The sequence below is a fragment of the Paenibacillus anseongensis genome, assembly GCF_009757995.1.
Taxonomy (GTDB): Bacteria; Bacillota; Bacilli; order Paenibacillales; family NBRC-103111; genus Paenibacillus_E; species Paenibacillus_E chondroitinus.
The window spans coordinates 437,219-459,781 of sequence record NZ_WSEM01000008.1 but is presented as its reverse complement, the minus strand read 5'-3'; the positions used below and the strand labels follow the sequence as shown (position 1 = coordinate 459,781).

The window sequence follows — 22,563 nt, the reverse complement described above, 5'->3', positions numbered from 1 at the left end:
ACGGAAAAGGAGAGAACGACTGTATGGGCAAATTACATCCTTGGGTTTGGGCTGTAGGAATCGAGAATACTTTCATCGGTCAAACGGCGAGAGGCGAGAGGGTTCTAGATGAATTCGAAATTACACAGCATTATCAATTTTGGGAAGAGGACTTAGATCGAGTGAGGGCATCGGGAGCTACCATGATTCGGTATGGCGTTCCCTGGTATCGGATTGAAACGAGCAAGGGTGTATTCGATTGGTCATGGACAGATAAGGTGATGGCTTACTTTGATCGGCATAGAGAATTAGTGCCCATCATTGACTTGATGCATTATGGTACGCCGCTATGGCTTAAGAATGAATTCATGAATGCGGAGTACCCGCAATTAGTTGCTAGATATGCTAAGGCATTTGCGGAAAGATACAAAGGCATAACTTCTTACTACACGCCGCTAAATGAGCCATTCGTTAATGCGGAATGGTGTGGATGGAGCGGAACTTGGCCGCCATATCTAACGGGCTTACTGGGCTTTGGTTTACTTATGAATCAATTATGTAAGGGAATCATCCTAACAGTTCAGCATTTAAAACAAGTCGACCCAGATGCGGTGATGGTGCATGTGGAGGCTTCAAAGAAGTATATAGCCGTAGATGAATCCTATATCGAAGAAACCCATTTATGGAATGAAATTCGGTTTATCATGTGGGAGCTTATACAGGGTCGCATTCAGCAGGCACATCCTTTATACACGTGGGTATTGGATCATCATTTTAGCCATCGTGATTTAGAATGGTATGCAGAGAATCGGATTGATCTAGATATTATCGGAGTCAATTATTATCCGCAATTTTCCTTGAATGTGATTGGCAAAGAGACGGCCGAGCAAGGAATGGTCCCACGTGCGGTGATGGGTTCAGCTGAGGATATGATCGATATTGCCAGGGATCTGTATCAACGATACAAGAAGCCCATTTTCATTACGGAAACCAGCTATAATGGCAGCGTAGAACAACGCGTTTCTTGGTTGGAAGAACTCATTCGTGCAAGCTGGAAGATGAGTGAGGAGGGAATTGAGCTTTATGGCGTAACGTGGTTTCCTTTTCTGGATATGGTGGATTGGCCTTATCGGACGAATGGGCTATCGTTTCAAGAGAATCTGGCTACCTTCGGTCTATACAGTTTGGAGGAGAAGCCCGACGGAACGATTCGTAGAGTTAAAAATGCGGCAGGCGAAAGATTCGAGGAAGAATTGAGAAAAAAGTCAGTTTTATTTTAGCTAAATTACCAATAAACAGGGGCTGCCGTGAGATTGTACGGCAGTCTTGTTGCGTTAACAGGCAGTAGAGCCTGGATGGTTATTTTAGCGGATGAAAACAAAAAATCAATAAAATTGTAATATTATGGTACCATAATATTACAATCAAAGTAAGTGTTGGCTGTCAATTCCATGCTAACGTGTAATTCGCTGTGGTAGAATAAGTAGATGGAGTGACAGGACGGACACGGGGGGAACAGTAATGAACAAGACCGATCGGCAGCTCGCCATAATGCTTGAACTACAACGGAGTAAAGTAGTAAGAGCAGAAGATTTGGCATCGATATTTGAGACTAGCGTTCGGACAATATATCGGGACATACAAGCTCTAAGTGAAATGGGGGTTCCGATCCTTGGGGCTCCCGGGCAGGGTTACTCTCTAATAGAAGGTTATTTTCTTCCACCAGTCGGGTTTTCTGCTGAAGAAGCAGTAGCCGTGCTTATGGGTACTGACTTTATCGAACAGAGGTTGGATGGCGATTACGTAAGTGCAGCTAAGGCGGCCCGACGCAAAATTGAAGCGATCCTGCCAGAAACAGTGCACGACGAGTCGATGCGCGTTCGGGAAACGATGCGGCTTCTTCAGGCCGGCGAGCCGGTAACTAGCTTGAGGGAAAAGGACTATCTCGGACAAGCGAGGCGGGCAATTATGGAGCTCCGCAAATTACGTATGACGTATCTGAAAAAAATGCCGGAAGCGGACGGCAATCGGAAGAGTACACGTGAAATCGCTCCATATGGATTGGCGCTTGTTCAGGGAAATTGGATTTTGATTGCACGTTGTGACTTGCGGCAAGAAATTCGGCATTTCCGGTTGTCGCGGATGACGGGGCTAACCGTATTGGAGGATCGCTTTCTCATTCCAAACGGATTTAACCTTAACAACTACCGTCCGTTGGACGACCGTAACGAACGGGTGCTGGTTCTGGCTCATCCTGAAATTGCGGACAAAATCGCTGAGACTTGTCATTATTATATGGAATCGACTGAGGAGCGGAAAGACGGTCTTCTCGTCAACTTTCTTGTCCGACAGCCGGAGGAGCTGCTGTCTTATATCCTCGGCTGGGGCGGGAATGTCGAGGTGTTGGAACCGGAGTCTCTCCGACATCGGATTCGGGAAGAGGCCGAAAAAATCTTAAAACGCTACTGACACGCTATTGTCAGTAGCGTTTTGTTATATTTGGATCATATCCAAGAATGAATGATGAGGAGTTGTTTGATTCATGAGAAGTACAGCGGAAGCATTACAAGCATTTGAGACAACAGTAGGGCGTTATTTAATAGAACTGGATAGCCTCGATATGGAGCAGCTGATAAAAAAACCGAACGAGGAGGAATGGTCGATTGGTCAAATGTATATGCATCTAATTCAATCGGCACAATTCATGCATTTGCACAATGTTGATCAATGTTTGGCTGGAAGTGTAGCGACATTAGACGCTATGGAGGAAAAAACAGAGAGGGGCAAAGGAGCCTTCGAACTGGGAAGTTTTCCTCCCGTGCGGATTCGAGTACCTGCTTCACCGCAATACACTCCGAAACAACCGGAAAGTAAGGAGCAGCTGAAGGAAAGTTTTCTCGGTATTGTGGAGCGGATGAAAAATACGGAATCCACTTTGAGTACGGTACCCGAGAGCAGAATAAACAGAAAAATTCTTCATCCTGGATTCGGCGCTCTAAACGCCAATGAGTGGTTTTTGCTTATAGAGATGCATTACAGGCATCATTTATCGCAGTTGGAGCGGTTGAAACAATTTTTGGGAAATAACGCATAAATGTTGGCGGTTAGATTATCGCTATCTATTTTAGTGGATAAAATTGGTTAATAGGTATGATGAAGGGCTGCCGCATGGCAGCCCTTTTACGTGGTAGAATATCAATATTTCAGCATTTTAATAAAGATGAAATAATGCTAGTACGCTAATAAGATACCCTTTGCATGAATAGAAAAATTAATTGGCTAGGCACAGCATCGCTCAGTCTGATGTTTGCTATCGGATTGTCATCACTCCCACTAGTCAAAAGTTACTTGTACTCGGTTGACATCTTAATATGGTAAGATATTTCAAAGTAACGCTTGTGTGTAATTTATTTAGCATTTGGAGGATTAAAATGAATATGAATGAATTTCAGTCATGGGTAAAGGATTATTACCAGCAGCGGAAATGGTTAGATTTGAATATCTTTATTCGAATTGGCTTTCTTGCGGAGGAAACTGGAGAAGTAGCTCGTGCCATTCGTGCATTGGAAATTGGGCGGGATCGGCCTGATGAAATTGAAGGCTCATATGAAGAGAACAAAGCTCATCTAACAGAAGAACTTGGGGATGTGCTAGGAAATCTAATTGTCATTGCAAATGAATACAATATATCCCTCGAAGATATAGTAGAGATGCATAAACAAAAGCTTGGAGCACGTTACTCATAATAATGAAAGGAGAGTTCAGCTAATGAAATCAATCGCTGTATTCTGCGGCTCCAGTGAAGGGAGCTCTTCTATATATAAAGAAAATGCAGTTAAACTAGGACAAGAACTTGCCAAACGCGGGATTACGCTTATATATGGAGGAGCCAATGTAGGGCTGATGGGAGCTGTTGCTGATGCTGTATTGGAACAAGGAGGTCAAGTAGTTGGCGTACTCCCTCATTTTCTACAAAACCGCGAAATTGCGCATAAAGGTCTGACAGAGCTTATTATGGTGAATTCGATGCACGAACGTAAAGCTAAGATGGCCGATATGGCAGACGGATTTATTGCTCTTCCTGGCGGTCCTGGAACATTGGAAGAATATTTTGAAATTTTTACATGGGCTCAGTTGGGTTTGCATAATAAGCCATGCGGACTGCTGAATATTAATCAATATTTTGATCCGCTTGTGTCGATGTTTGATAATATGGAACGCGAGCAATTCATGCAGCCCAAATATCGCTCGATAGTCATCGCTGAGTATACCCCGGAAGCTATTCTAGAGAAGTTTTCGACCTACTCGGCTCCCTCGGTTAAAACTTATCTCACTGAAAAGCGTACTTAAGTTTTGATGGAGTTGCGTCTATAAGGGGCTGCTAAGAGGCAGCTTCTTTTTTTATTAAAGTTGGGTCGACAATGCCGAGGATATTAGGGATAAATTGCGATATAACATCGTTATAGTTGATCAAAAGTGCAGGATAACGAAGTCAACCGTTGAATAAACATATATGAAATATTCTGGAATTTAACTAGTAATATGCAAAGAACAGAACGAAATACGCTCAAAGCGGATAGAAAGTTAGTTCAATATAGCAGATTAAAACCTCTCATTAGTAGAAAGACCTAGATTAAATAGGACTAATGGGAGGTTTTATTATGAATAGGAGAGGAATAAGCCTATGGGTGTAAACACAAAAGGAAGACGGAAGCTAGAGTATAACGGCAAGATGTATTATTGGAATGTTCAAGAAGATGCCGAGGATTATGGAAGAATCAATCTTAGTATTGTTTCAGAAGATAAAAAATTAATTGTTTCTTATCGTGTAGCGCAGTCAGACAATCATAAGACACCGCATATTGTAATACAGGGTAAGGAGTTTGGGGGCCTAGAAAATAAAGTTCTTCAAGGTTGGGTTAGAGTACAAACTCCAATTTGGGATGATCGTATTATCACACCAGGGCTTGTTAAAACAATTATCGAATGGTGCCTATTTCCAAAAGACCAACTGAATTTTGTTGATTGGGATGGAAATCTAATTTAACTGGTGTGTATGGCAATACATTAAGTAATCAGAGAACGTTAGCTTAACAAGCAACTAAGAAAGAACTACCAGCATGGATTGGCAGCCGAGTTTTTTAAGGAAACTATGTGGCCGAAAGCATTTTTTTGAATCTTGAGGAGGTCAAGATGGGGAGTTTTGCTTTAATCTGTTTAATCGTCCTAACTCTAATAGCTGTTGCGATCTTTTATGGATGTGTATTTTTGGACTTTATTAATCCAAGCGCACTTCAAGCTCAACTTTTAGGTGTCATTATTATACTGTTCGGAGTAATTGTTTTGCTATCTTTTGAAGATTCTTCTGGATATGGATTTACATTTGGGTTAATCGGTCTTATTACAGGCGTTCTCGGTACATTTAGAGAATCCCAAAGGGTTGAAGAAGAAAAAGATGGTTGAACTAGTGGTGTACGATAGCTGAGTTATATAGCACAGGAAGCAGATGACAAGTAGTTACTCCCTGCGGTATTGGATATGGAAAGGAGGAAAAACTTGGACACTAATCGTTCTTTCAGAGCCATCATTACATGGGAAAGAGATCCAAGCAACATTCCCAAAGATGTTTGGTTAAGGGATCTCATTGTCAATTATGGAGAGATTATTGGTAAGACATTTACAGGAGATTCTTGGACGGTACCTGTTAAGGTCACTGGGTTCATTGAAGGTACGTGGGATACATACGCAGATGTACGTTTTCTAGTCGAGGAAGCACCATGGCATTTACTCGTGGGTGGATATTGCTTTAAATTATGGGCTGGAAAAGAGATAGCGACCGTAAGGATACTCTGAATATCACATCTCTAATGAGAATGGGAAATCTTATGAAGAAAGACATTATGAAAATAATCCAAGTGTTGAATAAGCGATAAACAATCCCATTTACTGGACTTGAAATGATGGACTTCAGTTTGTTAATAAGCCAGTTTGAAAGTAATAAATTAGAGTTTAGATACATTGATACTTATTATGCAGATAGACAATGGAATAGAGTGTATGATGGATGTGGTGGATTCAGGAAATTAGAAAAATTATTCTTTGATTTACATTGGTTTTATCCCGACTTTATAAAGTAATTAGATACCGTATAACTTTGACATTAATATGAGAAATATGATTGCACTTATGGAACACGAAAATATAACTTGGACTCGCGGCCCGTTGCTGTGGGTATCTTTTTTATTCACGTATTAGGCAGGTTTGCTTTGAATGAAGGAAAATCGTGTTGAATGCAGAATGAACTGTTAGCTATTAAATCGAGATTTCCCCAAGGAAGTGAATTACATTGTACGTAACCGGTGATCTTCATGGGTATATTGATATTGGTAAATTGAATTCCAAGCGCTTCTCTATAAATAGAGAGTTAAGTAAAGATGACTTTGTAATAATTGCTGGGGATTTTGGACTTGTCTGGGATAATAAAAATGATGAAATATATTGGAGGAAATGGTTAGCTCGAAAAAACTTTAGTACTTTATTTATTGACGGAAATCATGAGAATTTCCAGTTACTTAATACTTATCCTGTGGAGTGTTGGAATGGTGGGAAGGTACATCGAATAAATGAAAGCATTATACATTTAATGCGAGGACAGATTTTTACTATTAAGGGATATAAGATATTTACTTTTGGAGGAGCTCAATCTCACGATAAAGAATATCGAAAAGAGAATGTTAATTGGTGGCCAGAAGAGATGCCATCACTGGAAGAGTACAATGAAGGAATAAAGAATTTAGAGCGGCATAATTGGGAGGTTGACTTTGTAGTTACGCATATGTGCCCTACATCGACTTTGCATACACTGAATGAATCTAAACATTCGGGTATTCATAAGGATCAGTTAAGTGATTACTTTGAGCAAATACAAGAGCGGTTATCTTATAAAAAGTGGTATTTTGGTCACTTTCATAGAGATATGGAATTACCAAATAAACAAAAACTTATATATAAATCAATTGAGCTACTTCCGACTGAGCAATCCTAGTTAATGAGATACAACGTGGGAGATTTAGCCATAAAAACATCAAAGGGTGAACAATGAACAAGAAAAAATCGATAATTTATTTTATTCTAGCATCATTTTTATTCGGCGGAGCCATCTATCTATTTCAGAGTATCTTTTGGACTTTATTCTTTTTAATATTTATAGGTTATATCTTAACGATCAAGATATCAGATAAAACAAGAAGTTTCGGGAAACAAATGTTTAGTGCGTGTTTAGGTCTTTTCTTTTTCGGTTGGCTCGCAGCTTTTGTCATTGTGCTAATTAAAATATTCATAAGCCAATTATATTACTCGTTAGACTAAGATGGATGGATTGCGTGCAGCTCGTCACGCGGTAGAAGGCGCGAAGAAAATTTAGATAAAAAAGGGGTTTGTTAGTAGATGTAGAATATCTTTGTATATTCACGTGCTATTTAGGGGGAACTAACTTCAAATGAAAAAAATATTACTAGCTCTCACAGGGATATTATTATTAAGCCACATATCAACATCCATAGCTCTTGCAGAGTCTGAAATGGAGGAACCACTGGCACTCCCAGTGAAAGATGATAGCGGGCGAAACTGGATTCTTCATAATGAAAATGAAAAGTATCGATTGAAATGGTCAATTACGAGTGATAGTCAGTACGACCATTTCAATGCAACAAAGATGGATGAGCACACTGTTATTTTACATAATTTTAGCGAAGTTTTTGCGGTAAATGAGAATGGTCAAGTTATTTGGAAGCAGAAAAGCGCTAGTCATGAACTTGAAATTGGCGCCGACGGCAGTCTATATTCGGTTACCGATGATTTTGCCTTTCTTGATCCTAAGAAGACTGTATCAAAAGATACAATGACACGGTTTGATAAGAACGGAAAAGTACTTAACCAGTATCAGGATATACCTCTTGCATTAGTACGAAAAAACAACTCTTACATAGCTGATATGTTTTACACGGTTGATCACAAGGGTAACTTTATTGCTTTGTTAAACAATGGGCTTACCTTGCTAGAAACGAATGGTACCGTGAAATGGCAATTCAAAGAGCTGAAGGTCAATGATCATTCATTCAACGTGTTCAATATGCAAAAGCTTTTTGCAGATTCGCAGGGCCACTTGCTGGTGGTTATTGATGATCAGCTCATTTGCCTGAACGCTGAAGGAGAGGTATTGTGGGGATTTCCGAAGGATACGTCGAAATCTGTAACCATTTCCGCTGGCTACCTCTTGATCGGGGAGAAGATTTATACAATTACTTCAACCGGACTTACTGAGGAAACAAACCCGGATACTGCCTTTACACTAAGCAGCAGACCGATTGACCACTATGGAGGTTACTACCAAGTCGATGAGAAAACTTCAACATTGTCAAATAAAAAATTTAATTCTAACGATACGATTTGGAGCTATACCTTAAGCGATTCCGAACGCTCAGCCGGATATAATATGGCTGGAAATTTTAATCAAAACTTTGTATCTGATGATCAGGGTAACGTCTACGTGTCAACAAATGGAGGCACTATTCATTCTTTAAATAACCAGGGGAAAGTAAGGTTTACCCTTGAGATAACAAATAAAATCATCGGGTTTTCGCAGATCCTCCCGTTATCAAAGAATACGATAGTGATTACCAACAATAGGAATGTAATCTGCCTCGAGAAGATTGACGATCAGCAAAACAATATTTCGTTATGGTTGAATGAAAAAGAGAAAATCCTCCAACATAAGCTCTTTATGCAGGATGGCCACGTCATGATATCACTTCGTGAGGTTTTTGAAATGCTTGGGGCCAAGGTAACTTGGGACGCAGAGCATAACCAAATCATAGCCGAAAGAAATGATAAAAAAATAGTGATGCAAATTGGTTCAAATGATGCTAGCGTCAACGGCGTTACTACGGTTTTTGATACGGCGCCAACACTCATTGACGATGTGACTTACGTGCCGCTTCGCTATGTTGCCGAAAGCCTAGGCAGCAAAATTGAATGGGATGATGCGAGCAAGAGTGTTCGTATTGTTGATACAGAAGCAACTGGGTTAAAACAATAAAGTTATAATCACTAGCAACTATTGATTAAAGTAACGGGAAACTATAGCACAATAAACAGGGACCAGCTTGCTACGGCAGTTGTTCCCTGTTTTCATGAAGTAACTGGCAGTTTAACGTAGGACTCGAAAGTTTAGGCTGTTAGTAGATCTGAAAAAACAAATTTTACAAATGGTGATATTATGAATATCTATGGTCATCTAAATAAGGTTACTAGAATTTTTTTAGATTTAGTATCCGAACCAAGTAATTTTAATCCTCCAAAAATCATAGATGGACTTAGGGAATCTTGGACATACATTGAGAAGTACATTAAAAATGCTCAGCCAAAATGGACAAGTAATTGGGATAAAACAATAGTGAATTTAGATCCTAATGAACTAGCTATCTCTGAAGATATGGTAAAAGATACACGAAAGAAAATAGAAAAATTAATGAAGGAACGAAGAGTCAAAGACTATTTTATTTTATATATATCGATTGTTGAGGGTCTGACTAATAAAAGTGAATTAGAAAGTGAAGGAATTCTGGAATAATAACACAGGAATTCTGCAGAACTGCATAACACCTCATTTAACACCGCGGCTGGCTCCCAATGGACTCAGTACGAGGTAATTATTGAACTGGTGTTTCGATGATGACCCGCAGGGTCCGTCAGATGAATGGAATTGGGTATAAGTTACCATGACCTTTGAAGATGGAAGCAAGCGATGGAGCATCTTGTACACACCTGACAGGCTAAAAAATAATCTTTCACGTAAGAATATCAACCCTCCAGGTTTGTTTATCAAGCACATGATAATTGTACGGAGTTATGATGTAGATGATATTGAGCTAACATTAAGGTATTTAGAGAGTGAAAATAAGTTGCTCGGGGCATCACAGCCATATAACTATGACTGGGACTTGAAATTACTATAAGGAAGAAGGTAAGCAGTGAATAAAGAATGGATAAACGCTGCTATAGTTTTAAGCAAAGACCCAACTACAAAAGTAAATTGCCCCAAATGTAATAAGCACTTCTTACAAGTTATGGACATTGAAAGTAATGTGAACCCTTCAGACTTTGAAAGATATTTATCATGTCCTGGCTGTAACGTGCAAAATATCCTGAGAATGAAATATAACAACCTAAATGGTTAACGGGAACTATATCTTAATAACAATATGAAAAAGCAGCAGGTGCTAATTTCGCTAGAAAAGGGGTAAAGCTGTTGAAATTGAATGTGCAAAGAGAAATTCTTATAGAGAACAGAACGTTAGTAAGTCAGCAAGAAATTACAAAATTTGAAAATGCAATTCAAGACATTATTAATCTGAACGAACTTTCATCAATAAAATTTTTATGTTCAGGATTTTATGATGAAACTGATTATGACGAAGTGATGTTTAATCTAATCCATGCTATTGAATCATTTGACCAAAAATATAAATTAGAAGTAACTTTAAAAGAACTGGCAGTATCAATTCCAGTAATGCTTCCTCATGCGAGGGAGTGGGCAAAAGTTCTACATAAACGAATATTAAATCATCCTCCTTCTCTAGTTGTATATATCCAAATAGTTAAAAATTTAGATGTTATGAATAGAAATGTGATTATTTCGCTTGTTACTGAAATCAAGAATAAAAATCATGCCAAGTTTGCAGAGGCTGTTGATCAATTATTGAGTGCAATTTAGATGAAACATGGATTTCATTCAACATCCGGAAGATAATTTCATTGTACGGTTGGTGTAAGAAATTACTTGAGGTTGTGGAAAATAGAGGAACTTATCAATTTGGATTCCCCATTTTACAGCACATTTAAATTCTCCGAATTGATAGGCTGCCGGTATGATCGGTGGTCTATATTACGTTAACGGGTCGATATGGGCTGCCAATGTTGCTTATAAGCGAACGCTTCAAATGCACTTATAGTTCAAGCTGCTTGAAAAGTGGGGGCATGGCTGAGCGTGTTCGTCATAATGTCCTCCTCAAAAACCATGTCCGAAAATGGCCAGACCTTTTGGGACAACATGATATAATAACAATAGGTCAGGAGAGGGGTGACCAGATGACGGATAACAAAGATGCTCTGTATGCAGCGTTCAAGGCAAAAGATGCACGTTTCGACGGACGCTTTTTTGTAGGCGTATCGTCTACGGGAATCTACTGCCGTCCTGTCTGCCGGGCTAAGCAACCGAAGCCGGAAAACTGCACTTTTTATGTGACTGCGGCGTCAGCGGAGCAGGCGGGATATCGCCCATGCCTTTTATGCAGGCCGGAGCTTGCTCCTGGCACTTCAATTACCGACGCTACAGCTAATTTAGTTTATCGAGCAGCAAGAATGTTAGAAGAAAGCAGCGGTAGCGGGCAAAGTTTAGAAGAAATAGCCGGACGACTTGGCTGTACGGACCGACATTTGCGGCGCGTTTTTACAGCAGAATATCAGGTGTCGCCAATTCAGTATTTGCAAACCTGCAGATTGCTGCTGGCCAAAAACCTGCTCACAGACACACATTTGCCGGTACTGGAAGTTGCGATGGCGGCGGGCTTTGGCAGCTTGCGTCGTTTCAACGACCTTTTTAAAAAACAATACAAACTTTCGCCTACGGCTTTACGAAAACGGAAGGCAGAAGATAAAAAGCATACAGACAACATCACTTTATCATTAAGCTATCGTCCGCCCTATCTTTGGGACGAAATGCTGAACTTTTTGGCCGGACGCGCAATAGCAGGAATTGAAGTTGTAAAAAACGGTGAATACATGCGTACCGTGCAGATGGTAAACGTTGATAGAAAACCTGTGCACGGTTGGGTGCGCGTGGGGCATGATCCTAAAAAGTATGCATTGAGCGTAACCGTGAGCGCAACTTTACTGCCGGTACTGCCGCAAGTATTAGCACGGATACGTCATCTGTTTGACTTATACTGCGATCCTGGTGCGGTGTATGAAACACTTCAGGGAATGAACGACATTCGACCCGGTCTTTGTGTTTTGGGAGCCCGCGTGCCTGGGTGCTTCAACGCGTTTGAAATAGCCGTTCGGGCGGTGCTGGGACAGCAAATTACAGTGAAAGCGGCAAGCACATTGGCGACAAGAATTGTCCAAACTTACGGAGTGCCTATACAAACCTCAATTGAGGGATTGACCCATATTTTTCCTTTACCCGAAAATATATTGTCTTTAGACGGAGCGATCGAAGATCTCTTCGGAGTGTTAGGGGTTACTTCTGCGCGTTCAAATACGATCTATGAACTGGCACAAGCATTCGTACAGAGGGAGATTGATTTTAACCTCCCGACCCAGCCGGAGGAAGAGATGAAAAAGCTGATCGCGATTCGCGGTATTGGAAGCTGGACAGCGCAGTACATCGCCATGCGCGCTATGGAATGGCCGGACGCTTTCCTTGAAACGGACGCTGGTGTCAAAAAGGCCTTACAGCCTTACACATCAAAGGAATTACTGAAAATGGCGGAAGCATGGCGACCGTGGCGCAGTTATGCCACCATCAACCTTTGGAACTCGCTAACGCTATAAGGAGGCAGGAACATGTATTATCAGACAACCTACCCGTCACCCGTTGGAATCATTACACTTGCATCTGATGGAAGTGGTCTTGTTGGCACATGGATTGAGGGACAAAAGTATCACGGGGCTACTATACCTGAAGGTGTGATCGTGCGTGGAGACATGCCGATATTCGATACCGTAAAAAAATGGCTGAACAAATATTTTGCAGGCGAGAAGCCCGACATTTCAGAATTGCCGCTCTCTCCCATTGGCAGTGGGTTCCGTCAAGAGGTGTGGAGCATTCTATGTAAAATACCATACGGCGAGGTGATCACCTACGGCGACATTGCAAAGAAAATGGCGGCAAAGATGAACAAGGAAAGTATGTCAAGCCAGGCAGTAGGTGGAGCTGTTGGGCATAATCCAATTTCAATCATCATTCCCTGTCACCGAGTTGTAGGTTCAAATGGCAGCTTGACGGGGTACGCCGGGGGTATTGATAAAAAGGTGAAATTGCTTGAATTTGAGGGTGCCGATATGTCGGGGCTTTTTGTGCCGACAAGAGGTACAGCGCTTTGATACGGGAATAGACATTTCTTTCTACTTACAAGGCTAAGTTGTAAATAGTACAGGAAATATAGTCGCCCGTACCCGATAAGGCCATTAAGAAACAGACATAACTTTCATCTCAATTGGACCGATACCCTGTATCGGTCATTTTCAATTTATGTCCCTATTTTGCTCATTCCCATGGCCGTACAATAATAAGCATAATCTGGTTAACAGTCATGAAGGAGAGGTGCGACCTATGTTGAAGATCGAAAGAGCTGATCAGGTTTTTACAGCTAATGGGTATTGGAAACAATTGAGCAAGCGAATGATGCAATATAAATTGATATATTTGCTTGCGTTGCCTGGCATCGTGTTTTTTATTGTATTCAAACTTGTTCCATTATTTGGGCTTTTACTCGCTTTTAAAGATTACAGTCCCTATTTAGGTTTTACAGGTAGCGAATGGGTTGGTTTTAAACATTTTAGAGATTTGTTTGCTGATCAAAATTTCTATATCATGCTGCGAAATACATTAGCCATTAACGTGTTCGGTATCGTTTTTATGTTTCCATTACCTATCTTACTCTCGCTGATGTTAAATGAAGTTCGTCATGAGGTATTCAAGCGATTCAATCAATCTATTGTATATTTGCCCCATTTTTTGTCTTGGGTTGTTGTTTCGAGTATGACTTTCTTCGTGTTATCGACGGATGTTGGGCTTGTCAATAAGCTGATCAGCGCGGCGGGCTTTGAAACTATCTCTTTTTTATCAGAGCCGAAGTACTTTTGGGGATTAATCACGGCTCAGACCATGTGGAAGGAGGTAGGTTGGAGTACGATCATTTTTCTTGCTGCGATGGCTGGGGTCGACCCGCAAAGATATGAGGCCGCTGTTGTGGATGGAGCGAATCGGTTTCGCCAAATTTGGCATATCACTTTACCCGCCATTCGTTCGACAATCATTATTCTATTAATCTTACGAATAGGTCAAATAACAGATGTCGGTTTCGAGCAAATGCTGCTAATGATGAATCCCCTTGTTATGCAAGTGGCTCAAGTATTCGACACGTATGCGTATACACAAGGAATTTTACGAGGTCAGATCAGCGCAGGTATTACGATCGGCATGTTCAAGGGCGTTGTCGGCTTCATTCTGGTTATGACCTCTAATTATATGGTCAAAAAATTAGGTCATGAAGGCATTTATTAATGAAAAGGGAGAGGAAGAAAAATGAGTGTAGTTGCACGTAAAAAAATAGCCATATTTGATTGGATTAACTACGGTCTACTAAGCCTAATTTCATTAATTTGTCTGGCTCCATTTCTCTATGTGTTCAGCGTATCCTTTACGGACCCGGACGTGTATATCCCGTTGCAGTTTAATTTATTTCCACAAAAATGGTCGCTGTCGGCATACTCCTATATCCTGTCTACAGGCAGTTTCATCAATGCTCTGAAGAGCACAACGTTCATCACGATTGTAGGTACGGCATTAAACTTGATTGTATCGTTCTCGATGGCCTATGCATTAACAAAAAAGGCACTGCCAGGGCGTAACGCGATGATGGGATTTATTATTTTCACGCTTGTATTTAATGCGGGCATCGTTCCGAGTTATTTATTAGTCAAGCAACTTGGGTTGTTAAATTCCTATTGGGCCCTGATTTGGCCGGTCTTAACAAGCGCATGGAGTTTGATTATTATTAAAAGTTTTCTTGAATCCATGCCTTCTGAGCTTGAGGATGCAGCGAGAATTGATGGTTGCTCTGATATTGGTGTTTTCTTGCGCATCGTAATTCCGCTATCTATGCCTGCAATTGCTACATTTACTTTATTTTTTGCGGTAGCTCATTGGAATACGTATTTCAACGCAGTCATTTACTTATCGGATACGAAAAAATGGACGCTGCAGGTGTTGGTAAAGTCGTTGGTGATCGACTCAGATAATGCCGGAATGGCAGGAGCTAGCGGAGATGAAAAATCCATTCCACAAGAAACGATACGGATGGCTTCTATCGTGCTAGCCATGTTACCTATTCTTGTTGTCTATCCGTTTCTCCAGAAGCACTTCGCTAAAGGAGTAATGCTTGGTTCGGTTAAAGGCTAACTCAAGAATTTATATGAAGGAGAGCTGAAAATGGCGAAAAATATTATTAATTGGTTAGATAAACCTCAACGTATTATACAGACCAACTTGCAGATTAAGGATACCCACTTCATTAATCCACGTAAATTAGCATCGCAAATGAAAGAAATGGGGGCTACGGCGCTCGTATTTAATGTCGGCGGCATCTATGCGTGGTATCCATCGAAGATAGACGGACATAAAGTAAATGAGTATCTTCCTCAGGACTTTGATCTACTGAAGGAAGTTATTGAGGCTTGTCATGAACAGGATATTCGCTTCATTGCAAGATTGGATTTCAGCAAGACAGAAGATGTTGTTTACCTTAGGAAGCCAAACTGGTTTGTAAGACAACCTTCGGGATTGCCGGAAATTATTGGCGCTGAGCGTCCTGGCAATTGGTCACTGCTTATGAGTACGTGCTTAAATAGCGGCTATCGAAATGAAGACGTGGCGATACCTGTGCTCGAGGAAGTGTTAAGCCATTACGATGTTGATGGTATATTTTTTAATGCGCCGCATTATGTGCCTTGTTACTGTGAAATCTGCAAGGATAAATACCGTAATCGCTATGGGGTAGAAATTCCACTTGACCGAAATTTATTTGCTGTAGATTGGCCATCTTCCTGTATCCGAGATAATATGGAGAAAATGTACAAGTTTATTAAGCGAAAATCTCCGGAAGTACCTATGATTCTATATTACAATCTGTACAAAGATAATCTGTATGCCCGTATGGAAACTACGGATATCTTATGTACGGAACCGCAAGATATTTTGTCCGAAGGGCATCATCGTATTCCGGAGTTCTGGAAACCTGCGCTTAGTATAAAGCTAGGACGTTCGATTCCAGACAACCCTCCGCCGCTTGGAATCGTTCACTCAAGCCCAGGCATGGAGTGGAGGCATACGGGCTTACCGCCGGCGGAATATCGCTTCTGGTTGGCTCAAATTACTTCTCATGGAGGAAGCATCTGGCATTCCCTGACTGGCATCCCCGATACGATCACGGATAAACGAATTATTGAAACGGTAACTGAATTTAATCGCAATGTCAGTAAAGTAGAGATGTATATGGATAAGGCACAAACGTTAGCGCAGGTAGCGTTAATGTGGACAGCTGACGCTGCAGCAGAGGGTTGGGCTGACGGATTGATCAACTGTCAAATACCGTTTGACGTGTTATTGCAAGAACAGGCTACTTCAGAACGGTTGACGCAATATAAGGCACTTATTTTGCCTGAAGGTATGAAAGTAAGCGATGATTTCACGGCTGTCCTGAGCAAGTTTGTAGAAGAAGGCGGACATCTAATCAGCGAGGGTGAAGTATCGGAGCAACCGGAGTTGCGGAAATTGTTGGGAATAGTAGGTAGGTCATCCGTCAGCGAATACCTAACGGCCGCATACCTACGTTTTGAAGGAGCTAACAATCCGCTTCAGGTTGGCATGGAGGATACGGAGCTAATCCCGCATCGTGGAAAGGTTCATTATACTAAGCCGTCAAACGCGAAATCGAGCGTCCTGGCAACGTTGGTTCCGCCGTTTTCTCCGTTAGAAAGCGTCGGTGCTCCCCCCGAAAGAGCATCATTACCAGTCAGCCATACCGATATTCCACTTTGCATTCATCATGGATCGGGACTCGGAAGTTCTGTGTATCTGACCTTTTCATTGAGTGCCCTCATTAATGAGTACAAGTTGGGTGAGCATTATGGATTAGTATCCAATATCATGAAAATAGCACTAGGCGAGGATAAAATGGTCGAGGTTACCCCATATCATGGCTTGCAAATGTCGATGTTCGAGAAAAGCGGCCAGTGGCTTATCCATCTGGTTAACGGAGTCGGAAGAAGGCCGCTCGCAACGAACATTCCACTCCATAACATTGAAATAAAGATAGCGCTTAGAGGCCGGAAAATAGCCGATGTACGGCCGTTGATATCCGGTGAATCTATTGCGTATGAGGTAAAGGGGAATCATCTCGTCCTTAGTTTGCCGAAGCTGGATATTTGGGAATGCCTGCTAATTGAATTTCAGTAGTGGTACAGTTGTATATAGCAACATTAGAAAAGCCTGCATCCCAAAATGTGTGGGCTTTTTCTGCCAAAATGAGCCTCTACCTTAACGATAAACGATATTGATTGGGGGACATCATGACATGTCGTTGAAACGCCCGATTCAGATTCCTTTCCGAATAGCCAATGATTTCAGCAATCTCCGTAATGCTATAGTTCGTCTCTTCCAGTAATTTTTTTGCTCGTTCGACTTTGTATTTCATTAAATACTCAATAAAGGTCATTCCAGCTTCTTGCTTGAATAATCGACTTAAATAGGAAGGACTAATTTGCACGAGTTCTGCGCATTCAATGAGAGAAGGCATGCCTTGGTTGGCTTCAATGTGTTGACAGACCAGTTGTACGGCTTTGCGCGTTGAATTGTTACGGCTTTGTTCTGCAATTTGTTTATGAATGGGGAAGAGAACTTCGATGAACCATTCCTGAACCTCGCTGTAGGTTTGTCTAGCCTTAAGTTGTACGAATAGATTATCCCCAAGATTGTCGAGCACGCCATAGCCCATTTCTTCAAGCGATTGAATGATGGAGGACAGAAGGATATGGTAGCAATAGATGGCTGTATTATAAGAATCAGAGATACGTATTCGTTCGTAAAAAAGCTGTAGTGATTGTTTCGCCATCAGATGATCGCCTTGAAGAAGGTACTCTGTAATGGATAATTCAATATCCTTGGGGTAATTAAATAGGGTTAATCTCTCTGTTGTAGCTGCTTTACTTTGATATTGAAAAATGGTCCGGTTATCATCAAATAACCGTTGCTGCAAAGCGCGTGAAGCCTCTTTGTAGGATTCGGAAATAAGTGCGATTTCTGAACGCAAACCACCAATGCCAATTGAAACATCGAAGGAAAGATGCGTTCGAAGAATTTCGCGAATTTTTGTCGCATAAGCAAGAAGAGCCTGATTCCAATCTGTCTCATTGGCTGAATCCTTAAATTGTATAACGGCAATAGATTCCCTTTCTTCCTCGCCTAGAACGAATCCCTCAGATATGTGTTCATAATCAATCAACTCATGCATGACGTTTTTCACGGCAAAGGCAATAACAGGCCCTTCATTGGGAAAAAAACGCTTTTCCTTAAACAAGTTCTCCGGTCTCACAATGAGCACGGCAAAATTGCCACTCAAAGGCAGCTGAAACGACCGGCAACCCTCTTCGACTTCGGCAAGCTTTACGACATTACTTGCAAGCAGAAGCTTCATCATAAATTGATCGCGCAGGGCTGGTTGAATTTTCTGAACATAGTTCTGGAGAGAACTGGCCTGCTCATTCAAATAGGCCAAACTTGAGCGAATATAATCGAGCTCATTTCCAGAACCTGAGACACGCCCTAGAGTACCGTTTCGCAATTGTCCTCCATACCGAATTAGTTGATCAATCGGACTGTAAGCGAACTTTGAAGACGCGATCGTAAGGATAATACCAAAGATGAGAATGATAAGGACGGAACTCACAATAAGCAGGCGTAACCAATTTAATTGTTTCGTTAGCTCTTGTTCCGGCCAGAGCGAGATATAGGTTCTTCCCAACGAAGATTTGTTAATTGCGGTTAGAAATTTCTCGCCGGATTCGTTTGTTGTTATAAAGGATTGATTTTTGCCATTGTAATTCAAAATGTTCTGGTACAGAGGCAAGTCATTCATCGATTTTCCTAGTAAGGATGAATCGGTTGAATGGAGCAGTATGGTATTGTCCGGGTCGATTACAATCAGAGATTCGGATAGCTTGTTAGTGACGGATTGAAAGATAAGTTTTTCAATTTCGCTGGCTTTGACCTGATAGATCAGTAAGCCTTGCAAAGGGCCGGTTCTCATGACAGGAAGTTGACGAACATAGGAAATATATCCGTTTTGGCGATTGCCAGGAAAATAAGTCCATCCCTCGCTTTTCGTCAAATTCATAGCGGCTTGGATACTACTCAGCTGTGTTGAATTTTCAAGCGTAGACTTTCCATAGAAATTAGTAAGTACTGTATCGGACATGCTGCTGTAGAATACGATATCCTGGATTAAAGGACTTGCATTTTTCTGAACCTGCATATAGTCGAGGAGCTCCATCTGCGTAACAAATTGTTCAGAGAATGTAGGCTGTCCAAGCGCGGAACGAAGAGAAGGGTTGTTTAGCAGCTGTAAAGATTGATATTCCACGCTTGTCATTGCGCTTTCCGTTCTATCTTTTAATTGCGTAAGAGAAGTAAGGCTATCTTCTTGAAATTGATGCTTAAGCTTCTCGACGGAAATTTGATAATAGGCTGAACCAAGTATGATAAGAGGCAGAGATACGGAAATACACCCCAACCAGACGAGGCGTTTAAAGTAATTCGTTCGAGGTATTGCGTATTGAAATAGGTGTTGAATTTTTTTGAGCCAATTCATCATGGCATTCCCTCTCTCTCCGTGGATCTACAAGAGCTAGAAATAAACAGACAAGGAAGGTAATCAGGATAAGTTCTGATTACCTTCCTTTCCTTTAATATCAATGCGTACGTGTATAAATTACGGTTTTATCGCTTTATACTGGGTCGCGAATTCAGCATAGGCTTTTTTAGCCTCTGGCAAGTTGTTAATAGTGTCTACATATTTCTGGTATTCTTCCATCGTAATTTGACCAACGATTGCTTTGGTGACCATGGATTTCCACTCATCTTGGCGCTTCGCCCATAGCTCATTCCATATGTCTGAATTGAGATAGTTGAACGGATCCACGCTGCCGATTTCGTCAAAGTTTTTTACTTCAGCTATTTTGGCATCATTATAAGCTTTATCCCCCGATGCGCTGATGACTTTTCCCCATTTCATGGTGGCAAGTACGCCTGCGTTTTTGCTGGTGGTGTTTACTTCTTTAACCCCTTTCTCATTAAGGACCTTTTGTCCGTCTATCACAGTGTGATGAACGCCTTCGATGCCATAATAAGCTAAGTCGGTCATTTCGGTAGAGGCCGTTTTCTCGAAATAGTCAAGCAATTGGATGACTTTGGCTTCTGGAACTTTCTTGGAGATCAGGAAGCTTCCGGTGCCGCCGATCGTCAAGTTAACGGCATAAGCCTTCGGACCTTTTAATGTCAGATTGAGAATCTTTGCGTCCGGTTGACCGTTTTTCTTAATCAAATCCTCCCATTCCTTGTCCCACCAGATGCTTCTTGTATAGGAAGCAGCGCGTCCAGTTGTGAATAGGTCTTGTGCTTGGGTACGTTTCGTTACAGCAAACTCTTTAGACAACGCACCAGACTGATAGAGTTTTCTGAAATAGGCGATTGTATCTGTATATTGAGGATTTAAGTTGGTGTAAATAAGTCCTCCTTCGTTGTTGTAGGTTGGATTCATGGCTCCAAAGCCGGAAGCAAATGAAGCGTCGCCGTCGCTGATGATAACGCCTCCGCCAATTAATCCGAGCGTATCAGCGCGACCGTTTCCGTCAGGATCTCCCTGTGTGATTTTGACTAATGCATCTGCGTATTCGTCAAGCGTTGTAGGGACGGGAATATTGAGCTTCTTGAGCCAGTCTTCGCGAATCTTGATTCCTGGGTCGATCGCAGAGCGTGATCCTGGAAGAGAATAAATTTTGCCGTTAACCGTTCTGTATTTAAATGCATTCGCGCCAACATTGTTTTTCAAATTGGGATATTTGCTGAAATCGCCAAGCAGAGGCGTAAGATCCCAGAAAGCCCCACTCTTAATTGCGCCGATCAATGACGGCCTTTTGAAGTCTGGAACTGACAGCACCTCCGGCAATTGTGCCGATGCAAGCAAGAGATCCAATTTCGTGTCCAAGTCCCCGGAAGGTACCCATTCCATATTCAATTTCGAATTAGTCCGCTTTTGCCATTCTGTCCAAAAAGCATCATTCATATCAGGGACTTCATTATAAAGTCCTGCGAACATTTGAATGGAGAGAGGCTCCTTGGCTGAATTGACAGCGTTTTCAGTACCCTTCGAGTTGCTTTGTGTGTTCCCCACGTTAGATGAGCATGCCGTCATGCATGTAATTGTTGTGAGAATCGTGATTAAAACCGGTAATCGTTTTACTACGTTCATCTTTCGTATCCTCCCCGAAATAGTGTTGAAGCGCAGCGTGATGATGAACGCCCTAGCTTCAACTTCATCATAAATTCCATTCAAAGGGCAGAATAGAGACATTACTTGTATACAGCTGCTGAGAAAATAATTGTCCTTTGCGAATACGGTGGAATGTGGGAATCATAGCTTGAAAACTTGGAAAAGTGTAAGAAAAGTCCGTAGCAGATCGTTCGAATTATCTCTTGCCACTCATGTTTTTTATGAATTCTTTTGGCGAACATTTGTTGTAACGATTAAACAGTTTGTAAAACTGCGCCGTGCTGGGTATACCGGATACATGGGCAATCTCAGTAATACTTAGATTTTGGGTAAGAAGAAGTCTCTCGACGTTTTTAATGCGTTTATGGTTAATAAACTCTATGAAGGAACATCCCATGACGGAACGGAAATATCGGATAAAATAATGGTAACTGAAGTTAAGGAGCGTACATGCATCTTCAATCGTAATTTTTTGATGCAGGTTGCGTTCGACATAGTCGAAGACAGGTCGGAGTCGTTGAATATCGTAGGAATCGTTGTTCTGAAGAAGGCCACGGGTATCGTGACGAACGAGAAGCCAAAGTAGACGCTTAATGGCGGCGCCTATGAACAGCTCGTAACCGCGCTCTCTTTGCTGAGATTCATCGTATATAGATTGAATAAGAGAGAATATCTCCTGGCGCACTTTTGGAGATTCACGCAGCAAATAATTAAGCTCACTTAGCGCACGAGTTGTTTCAGAGAAGCCATGCAGGTAAGGAAGGTCGCTTTGGTCGAAATACCGGAATATATCGACTTGGAAAACAATGAATTTTAAAGGAGACATGCTCGATCTATGTGTTCTGTGCAGCTCGGAGGAACCTAGAAGGACAATGTCTCCGTTTTGCAGTGAATAATACTCATCTTTTGTTTGAATACCCATGTTTCCTTCGGTAACGATCAGAAATTCGACTTCTTTATGGAAATGCCAGATTCCAGTGATCTCCATATCGGGTTGGAGAGGCTCAAGATCTATTTCCCATATTTTCAAGTATAGAGAAGGATTGAAATAGTCGACAACTTCCTCTTTGACGGGAGACACGTGTTCATGGCTAGGGATTTTCAATGAGGAGCACCTCGCTTTTGTAGGCAATTACGGAACCAGTATATCATGGATGTCATTTTTGGAGAAGAAGAGGTCAGGTTTGATCGT

Annotated in this window: 21 protein-coding genes; 18 read left to right on the top strand and 3 right to left on the bottom strand. The window is 41.5% G+C overall.

The annotated features are described in order from the left end of the window. The first annotated feature begins 23 nt into the window (after positions 1–23). The 18 genes from GON05_RS09730 (at position 24) to GON05_RS09650 (ending at position 17,281) form a co-directional block, all read left to right on the top strand. A complete protein-coding gene (locus tag GON05_RS09730; RefSeq protein ID WP_157318967.1) occupies positions 24–1,259 on the top strand; it encodes a family 1 glycosylhydrolase in 1,236 nt (411 codons plus the stop codon). Between the two features lie 241 nt (positions 1,260–1,500). Then, on the top strand, positions 1,501–2,448 hold the full coding sequence (locus GON05_RS09725; RefSeq protein ID WP_157318966.1) for a helix-turn-helix transcriptional regulator: 948 nt from the start codon (positions 1,501–1,503) through the stop codon (positions 2,446–2,448). 73 nt (positions 2,449–2,521) lie between these two features. Beyond that, on the top strand, positions 2,522–3,073 hold the full coding sequence (locus GON05_RS09720; RefSeq protein ID WP_157318965.1) for a DinB family protein: 552 nt from the start codon (positions 2,522–2,524) through the stop codon (positions 3,071–3,073). Between the two features lie 337 nt (positions 3,074–3,410). Next, positions 3,411–3,725: a MazG nucleotide pyrophosphohydrolase domain-containing protein gene (locus GON05_RS09715; RefSeq protein WP_157318964.1), complete on the top strand. Its 315-nt coding sequence runs from the start codon at positions 3,411–3,413 to the stop codon at positions 3,723–3,725. Between the two features lie 22 nt (positions 3,726–3,747). Then, positions 3,748–4,329: an LOG family protein gene (locus GON05_RS09710; protein ID WP_157318963.1), complete on the top strand. Its 582-nt coding sequence runs from the start codon at positions 3,748–3,750 to the stop codon at positions 4,327–4,329. Between the two features lie 334 nt (positions 4,330–4,663). Beyond that, positions 4,664–5,026 carry a hypothetical protein gene (locus GON05_RS09705; protein ID WP_157318962.1) on the top strand — a complete coding sequence of 121 codons (363 nt, stop codon included), beginning with the start codon at positions 4,664–4,666 and terminating at the stop codon, positions 5,024–5,026. A gap of 146 nt (positions 5,027–5,172) precedes the next feature. Beyond that, complete coding sequence (locus tag GON05_RS09700; RefSeq protein WP_181646243.1) at positions 5,173–5,442, top strand: hypothetical protein; 270 nt, start codon at positions 5,173–5,175, stop codon at positions 5,440–5,442. 93 nt (positions 5,443–5,535) lie between these two features. Next, entirely contained in the window at positions 5,536–5,832 is a 297-nt protein-coding gene (locus GON05_RS09695) for a hypothetical protein (RefSeq protein ID WP_246238952.1), read from the top strand. A gap of 493 nt (positions 5,833–6,325) precedes the next feature. Beyond that, positions 6,326–7,024 carry a metallophosphoesterase family protein gene (locus GON05_RS09690; RefSeq protein ID WP_157318959.1) on the top strand — a complete coding sequence of 233 codons (699 nt, stop codon included), beginning with the start codon at positions 6,326–6,328 and terminating at the stop codon, positions 7,022–7,024. Between the two features lie 453 nt (positions 7,025–7,477). Further along, positions 7,478–9,076 carry a stalk domain-containing protein gene (locus GON05_RS09685; protein WP_157318958.1) on the top strand — a complete coding sequence of 533 codons (1,599 nt, stop codon included), beginning with the start codon at positions 7,478–7,480 and terminating at the stop codon, positions 9,074–9,076. A gap of 180 nt (positions 9,077–9,256) precedes the next feature. After that, positions 9,257–9,610: a hypothetical protein gene (locus tag GON05_RS09680; RefSeq protein WP_157318957.1), complete on the top strand. Its 354-nt coding sequence runs from the start codon at positions 9,257–9,259 to the stop codon at positions 9,608–9,610. A 148-nt stretch (positions 9,611–9,758) separates the two neighbouring features. Next, on the top strand, positions 9,759–9,995 hold the full coding sequence (locus GON05_RS38800; RefSeq protein WP_185157200.1) for a hypothetical protein: 237 nt from the start codon (positions 9,759–9,761) through the stop codon (positions 9,993–9,995). Between the two features lie 293 nt (positions 9,996–10,288). After that, positions 10,289–10,753, top strand: a complete 465-nt coding sequence (locus GON05_RS09675) for an Imm30 family immunity protein (protein ID WP_246238950.1) — start codon at positions 10,289–10,291, stop codon at positions 10,751–10,753. Between the two features lie 374 nt (positions 10,754–11,127). Next, positions 11,128–12,594: an AlkA N-terminal domain-containing protein gene (locus GON05_RS09670; protein WP_157318956.1), complete on the top strand. Its 1,467-nt coding sequence runs from the start codon at positions 11,128–11,130 to the stop codon at positions 12,592–12,594. Between the two features lie 12 nt (positions 12,595–12,606). Next, positions 12,607–13,146 carry a methylated-DNA--[protein]-cysteine S-methyltransferase gene (locus tag GON05_RS09665; RefSeq protein WP_157318955.1) on the top strand — a complete coding sequence of 180 codons (540 nt, stop codon included), beginning with the start codon at positions 12,607–12,609 and terminating at the stop codon, positions 13,144–13,146. A 229-nt stretch (positions 13,147–13,375) separates the two neighbouring features. Further along, positions 13,376–14,329, top strand: a complete 954-nt coding sequence (locus GON05_RS09660; protein ID WP_246238949.1) for an ABC transporter permease — start codon at positions 13,376–13,378, stop codon at positions 14,327–14,329. Between the two features lie 21 nt (positions 14,330–14,350). Further along, positions 14,351–15,226, top strand: coding sequence for a carbohydrate ABC transporter permease (locus GON05_RS09655; protein WP_157318954.1), 876 nt, complete (start codon positions 14,351–14,353; stop codon positions 15,224–15,226). Positions 15,227–15,256: 30 nt separating this feature from the next. Then, positions 15,257–17,281: an alpha-amylase family protein gene (locus GON05_RS09650; protein WP_157318953.1), complete on the top strand. Its 2,025-nt coding sequence runs from the start codon at positions 15,257–15,259 to the stop codon at positions 17,279–17,281. 76 nt (positions 17,282–17,357) lie between these two features. On the opposite strand, the gene GON05_RS09645 is transcribed toward GON05_RS09650, so the two are convergent. The 3 genes from GON05_RS09645 to GON05_RS09635 all read right to left on the bottom strand — a co-directional run bounded on the left by GON05_RS09645 (position 17,358) and on the right by GON05_RS09635 (position 22,476). Further along, positions 17,358–19,694 (bottom strand): helix-turn-helix domain-containing protein, encoded by a 2,337-nt coding sequence (locus GON05_RS09645; RefSeq protein WP_157318952.1) that lies wholly within the window; start codon positions 19,692–19,694, stop codon positions 17,358–17,360. A 117-nt stretch (positions 19,695–19,811) separates the two neighbouring features. Beyond that, the gene (locus GON05_RS09640; protein WP_157318951.1) at positions 19,812–21,350 is read right to left on the bottom strand and encodes a type 2 periplasmic-binding domain-containing protein; all 1,539 of its coding nucleotides are present in this window, start codon (positions 21,348–21,350) and stop codon (positions 19,812–19,814) included. Positions 21,351–21,567: 217 nt separating this feature from the next. Beyond that, positions 21,568–22,476 carry an AraC family transcriptional regulator gene (locus GON05_RS09635; RefSeq protein ID WP_246238947.1) on the bottom strand — a complete coding sequence of 303 codons (909 nt, stop codon included), beginning with the start codon at positions 22,474–22,476 and terminating at the stop codon, positions 21,568–21,570. Positions 22,477–22,563: the final 87 nt, after the last annotated feature.

What these genes read in the sequence shown, in the direction of transcription:
- GON05_RS09730 (WP_157318967.1), top strand. Translation starts at nt 24, where the DNA reads ATGGGCAAATTACATCCTTGGGTTTGGGCTGTAGGAATCGAGAATACT.
- GON05_RS09725 (WP_157318966.1), top strand. Translation starts at nt 1,501, where the DNA reads ATGAACAAGACCGATCGGCAGCTCGCCATAATGCTTGAACTACAACGG.
- GON05_RS09720 (WP_157318965.1), top strand. Translation starts at nt 2,522, where the DNA reads ATGAGAAGTACAGCGGAAGCATTACAAGCATTTGAGACAACAGTAGGG.
- GON05_RS09715 (WP_157318964.1), top strand. Translation starts at nt 3,411, where the DNA reads ATGAATATGAATGAATTTCAGTCATGGGTAAAGGATTATTACCAGCAG.
- GON05_RS09710 (WP_157318963.1), top strand. Translation starts at nt 3,748, where the DNA reads ATGAAATCAATCGCTGTATTCTGCGGCTCCAGTGAAGGGAGCTCTTCT.
- GON05_RS09705 (WP_157318962.1), top strand. Translation starts at nt 4,664, where the DNA reads ATGGGTGTAAACACAAAAGGAAGACGGAAGCTAGAGTATAACGGCAAG.
- GON05_RS09700 (WP_181646243.1), top strand. Translation starts at nt 5,173, where the DNA reads ATGGGGAGTTTTGCTTTAATCTGTTTAATCGTCCTAACTCTAATAGCT.
- GON05_RS09685 (WP_157318958.1), top strand. Translation starts at nt 7,478, where the DNA reads ATGAAAAAAATATTACTAGCTCTCACAGGGATATTATTATTAAGCCAC.
- GON05_RS09680 (WP_157318957.1), top strand. Translation starts at nt 9,257, where the DNA reads ATGAATATCTATGGTCATCTAAATAAGGTTACTAGAATTTTTTTAGAT.
- GON05_RS38800 (WP_185157200.1), top strand. Translation starts at nt 9,759, where the DNA reads ATGACCTTTGAAGATGGAAGCAAGCGATGGAGCATCTTGTACACACCT.
- GON05_RS09670 (WP_157318956.1), top strand. Translation starts at nt 11,128, where the DNA reads ATGACGGATAACAAAGATGCTCTGTATGCAGCGTTCAAGGCAAAAGAT.
- GON05_RS09665 (WP_157318955.1), top strand. Translation starts at nt 12,607, where the DNA reads ATGTATTATCAGACAACCTACCCGTCACCCGTTGGAATCATTACACTT.
- GON05_RS09660 (WP_246238949.1), top strand. Translation starts at nt 13,376, where the DNA reads ATGTTGAAGATCGAAAGAGCTGATCAGGTTTTTACAGCTAATGGGTAT.
- GON05_RS09655 (WP_157318954.1), top strand. Translation starts at nt 14,351, where the DNA reads ATGAGTGTAGTTGCACGTAAAAAAATAGCCATATTTGATTGGATTAAC.
- GON05_RS09650 (WP_157318953.1), top strand. Translation starts at nt 15,257, where the DNA reads ATGGCGAAAAATATTATTAATTGGTTAGATAAACCTCAACGTATTATA.
- GON05_RS09645 (WP_157318952.1), bottom strand. Translation starts at nt 19,694, where the DNA reads ATGATGAATTGGCTCAAAAAAATTCAACACCTATTTCAATACGCAATA.
- GON05_RS09640 (WP_157318951.1), bottom strand. Translation starts at nt 21,350, where the DNA reads ATGAACGTAGTAAAACGATTACCGGTTTTAATCACGATTCTCACAACA.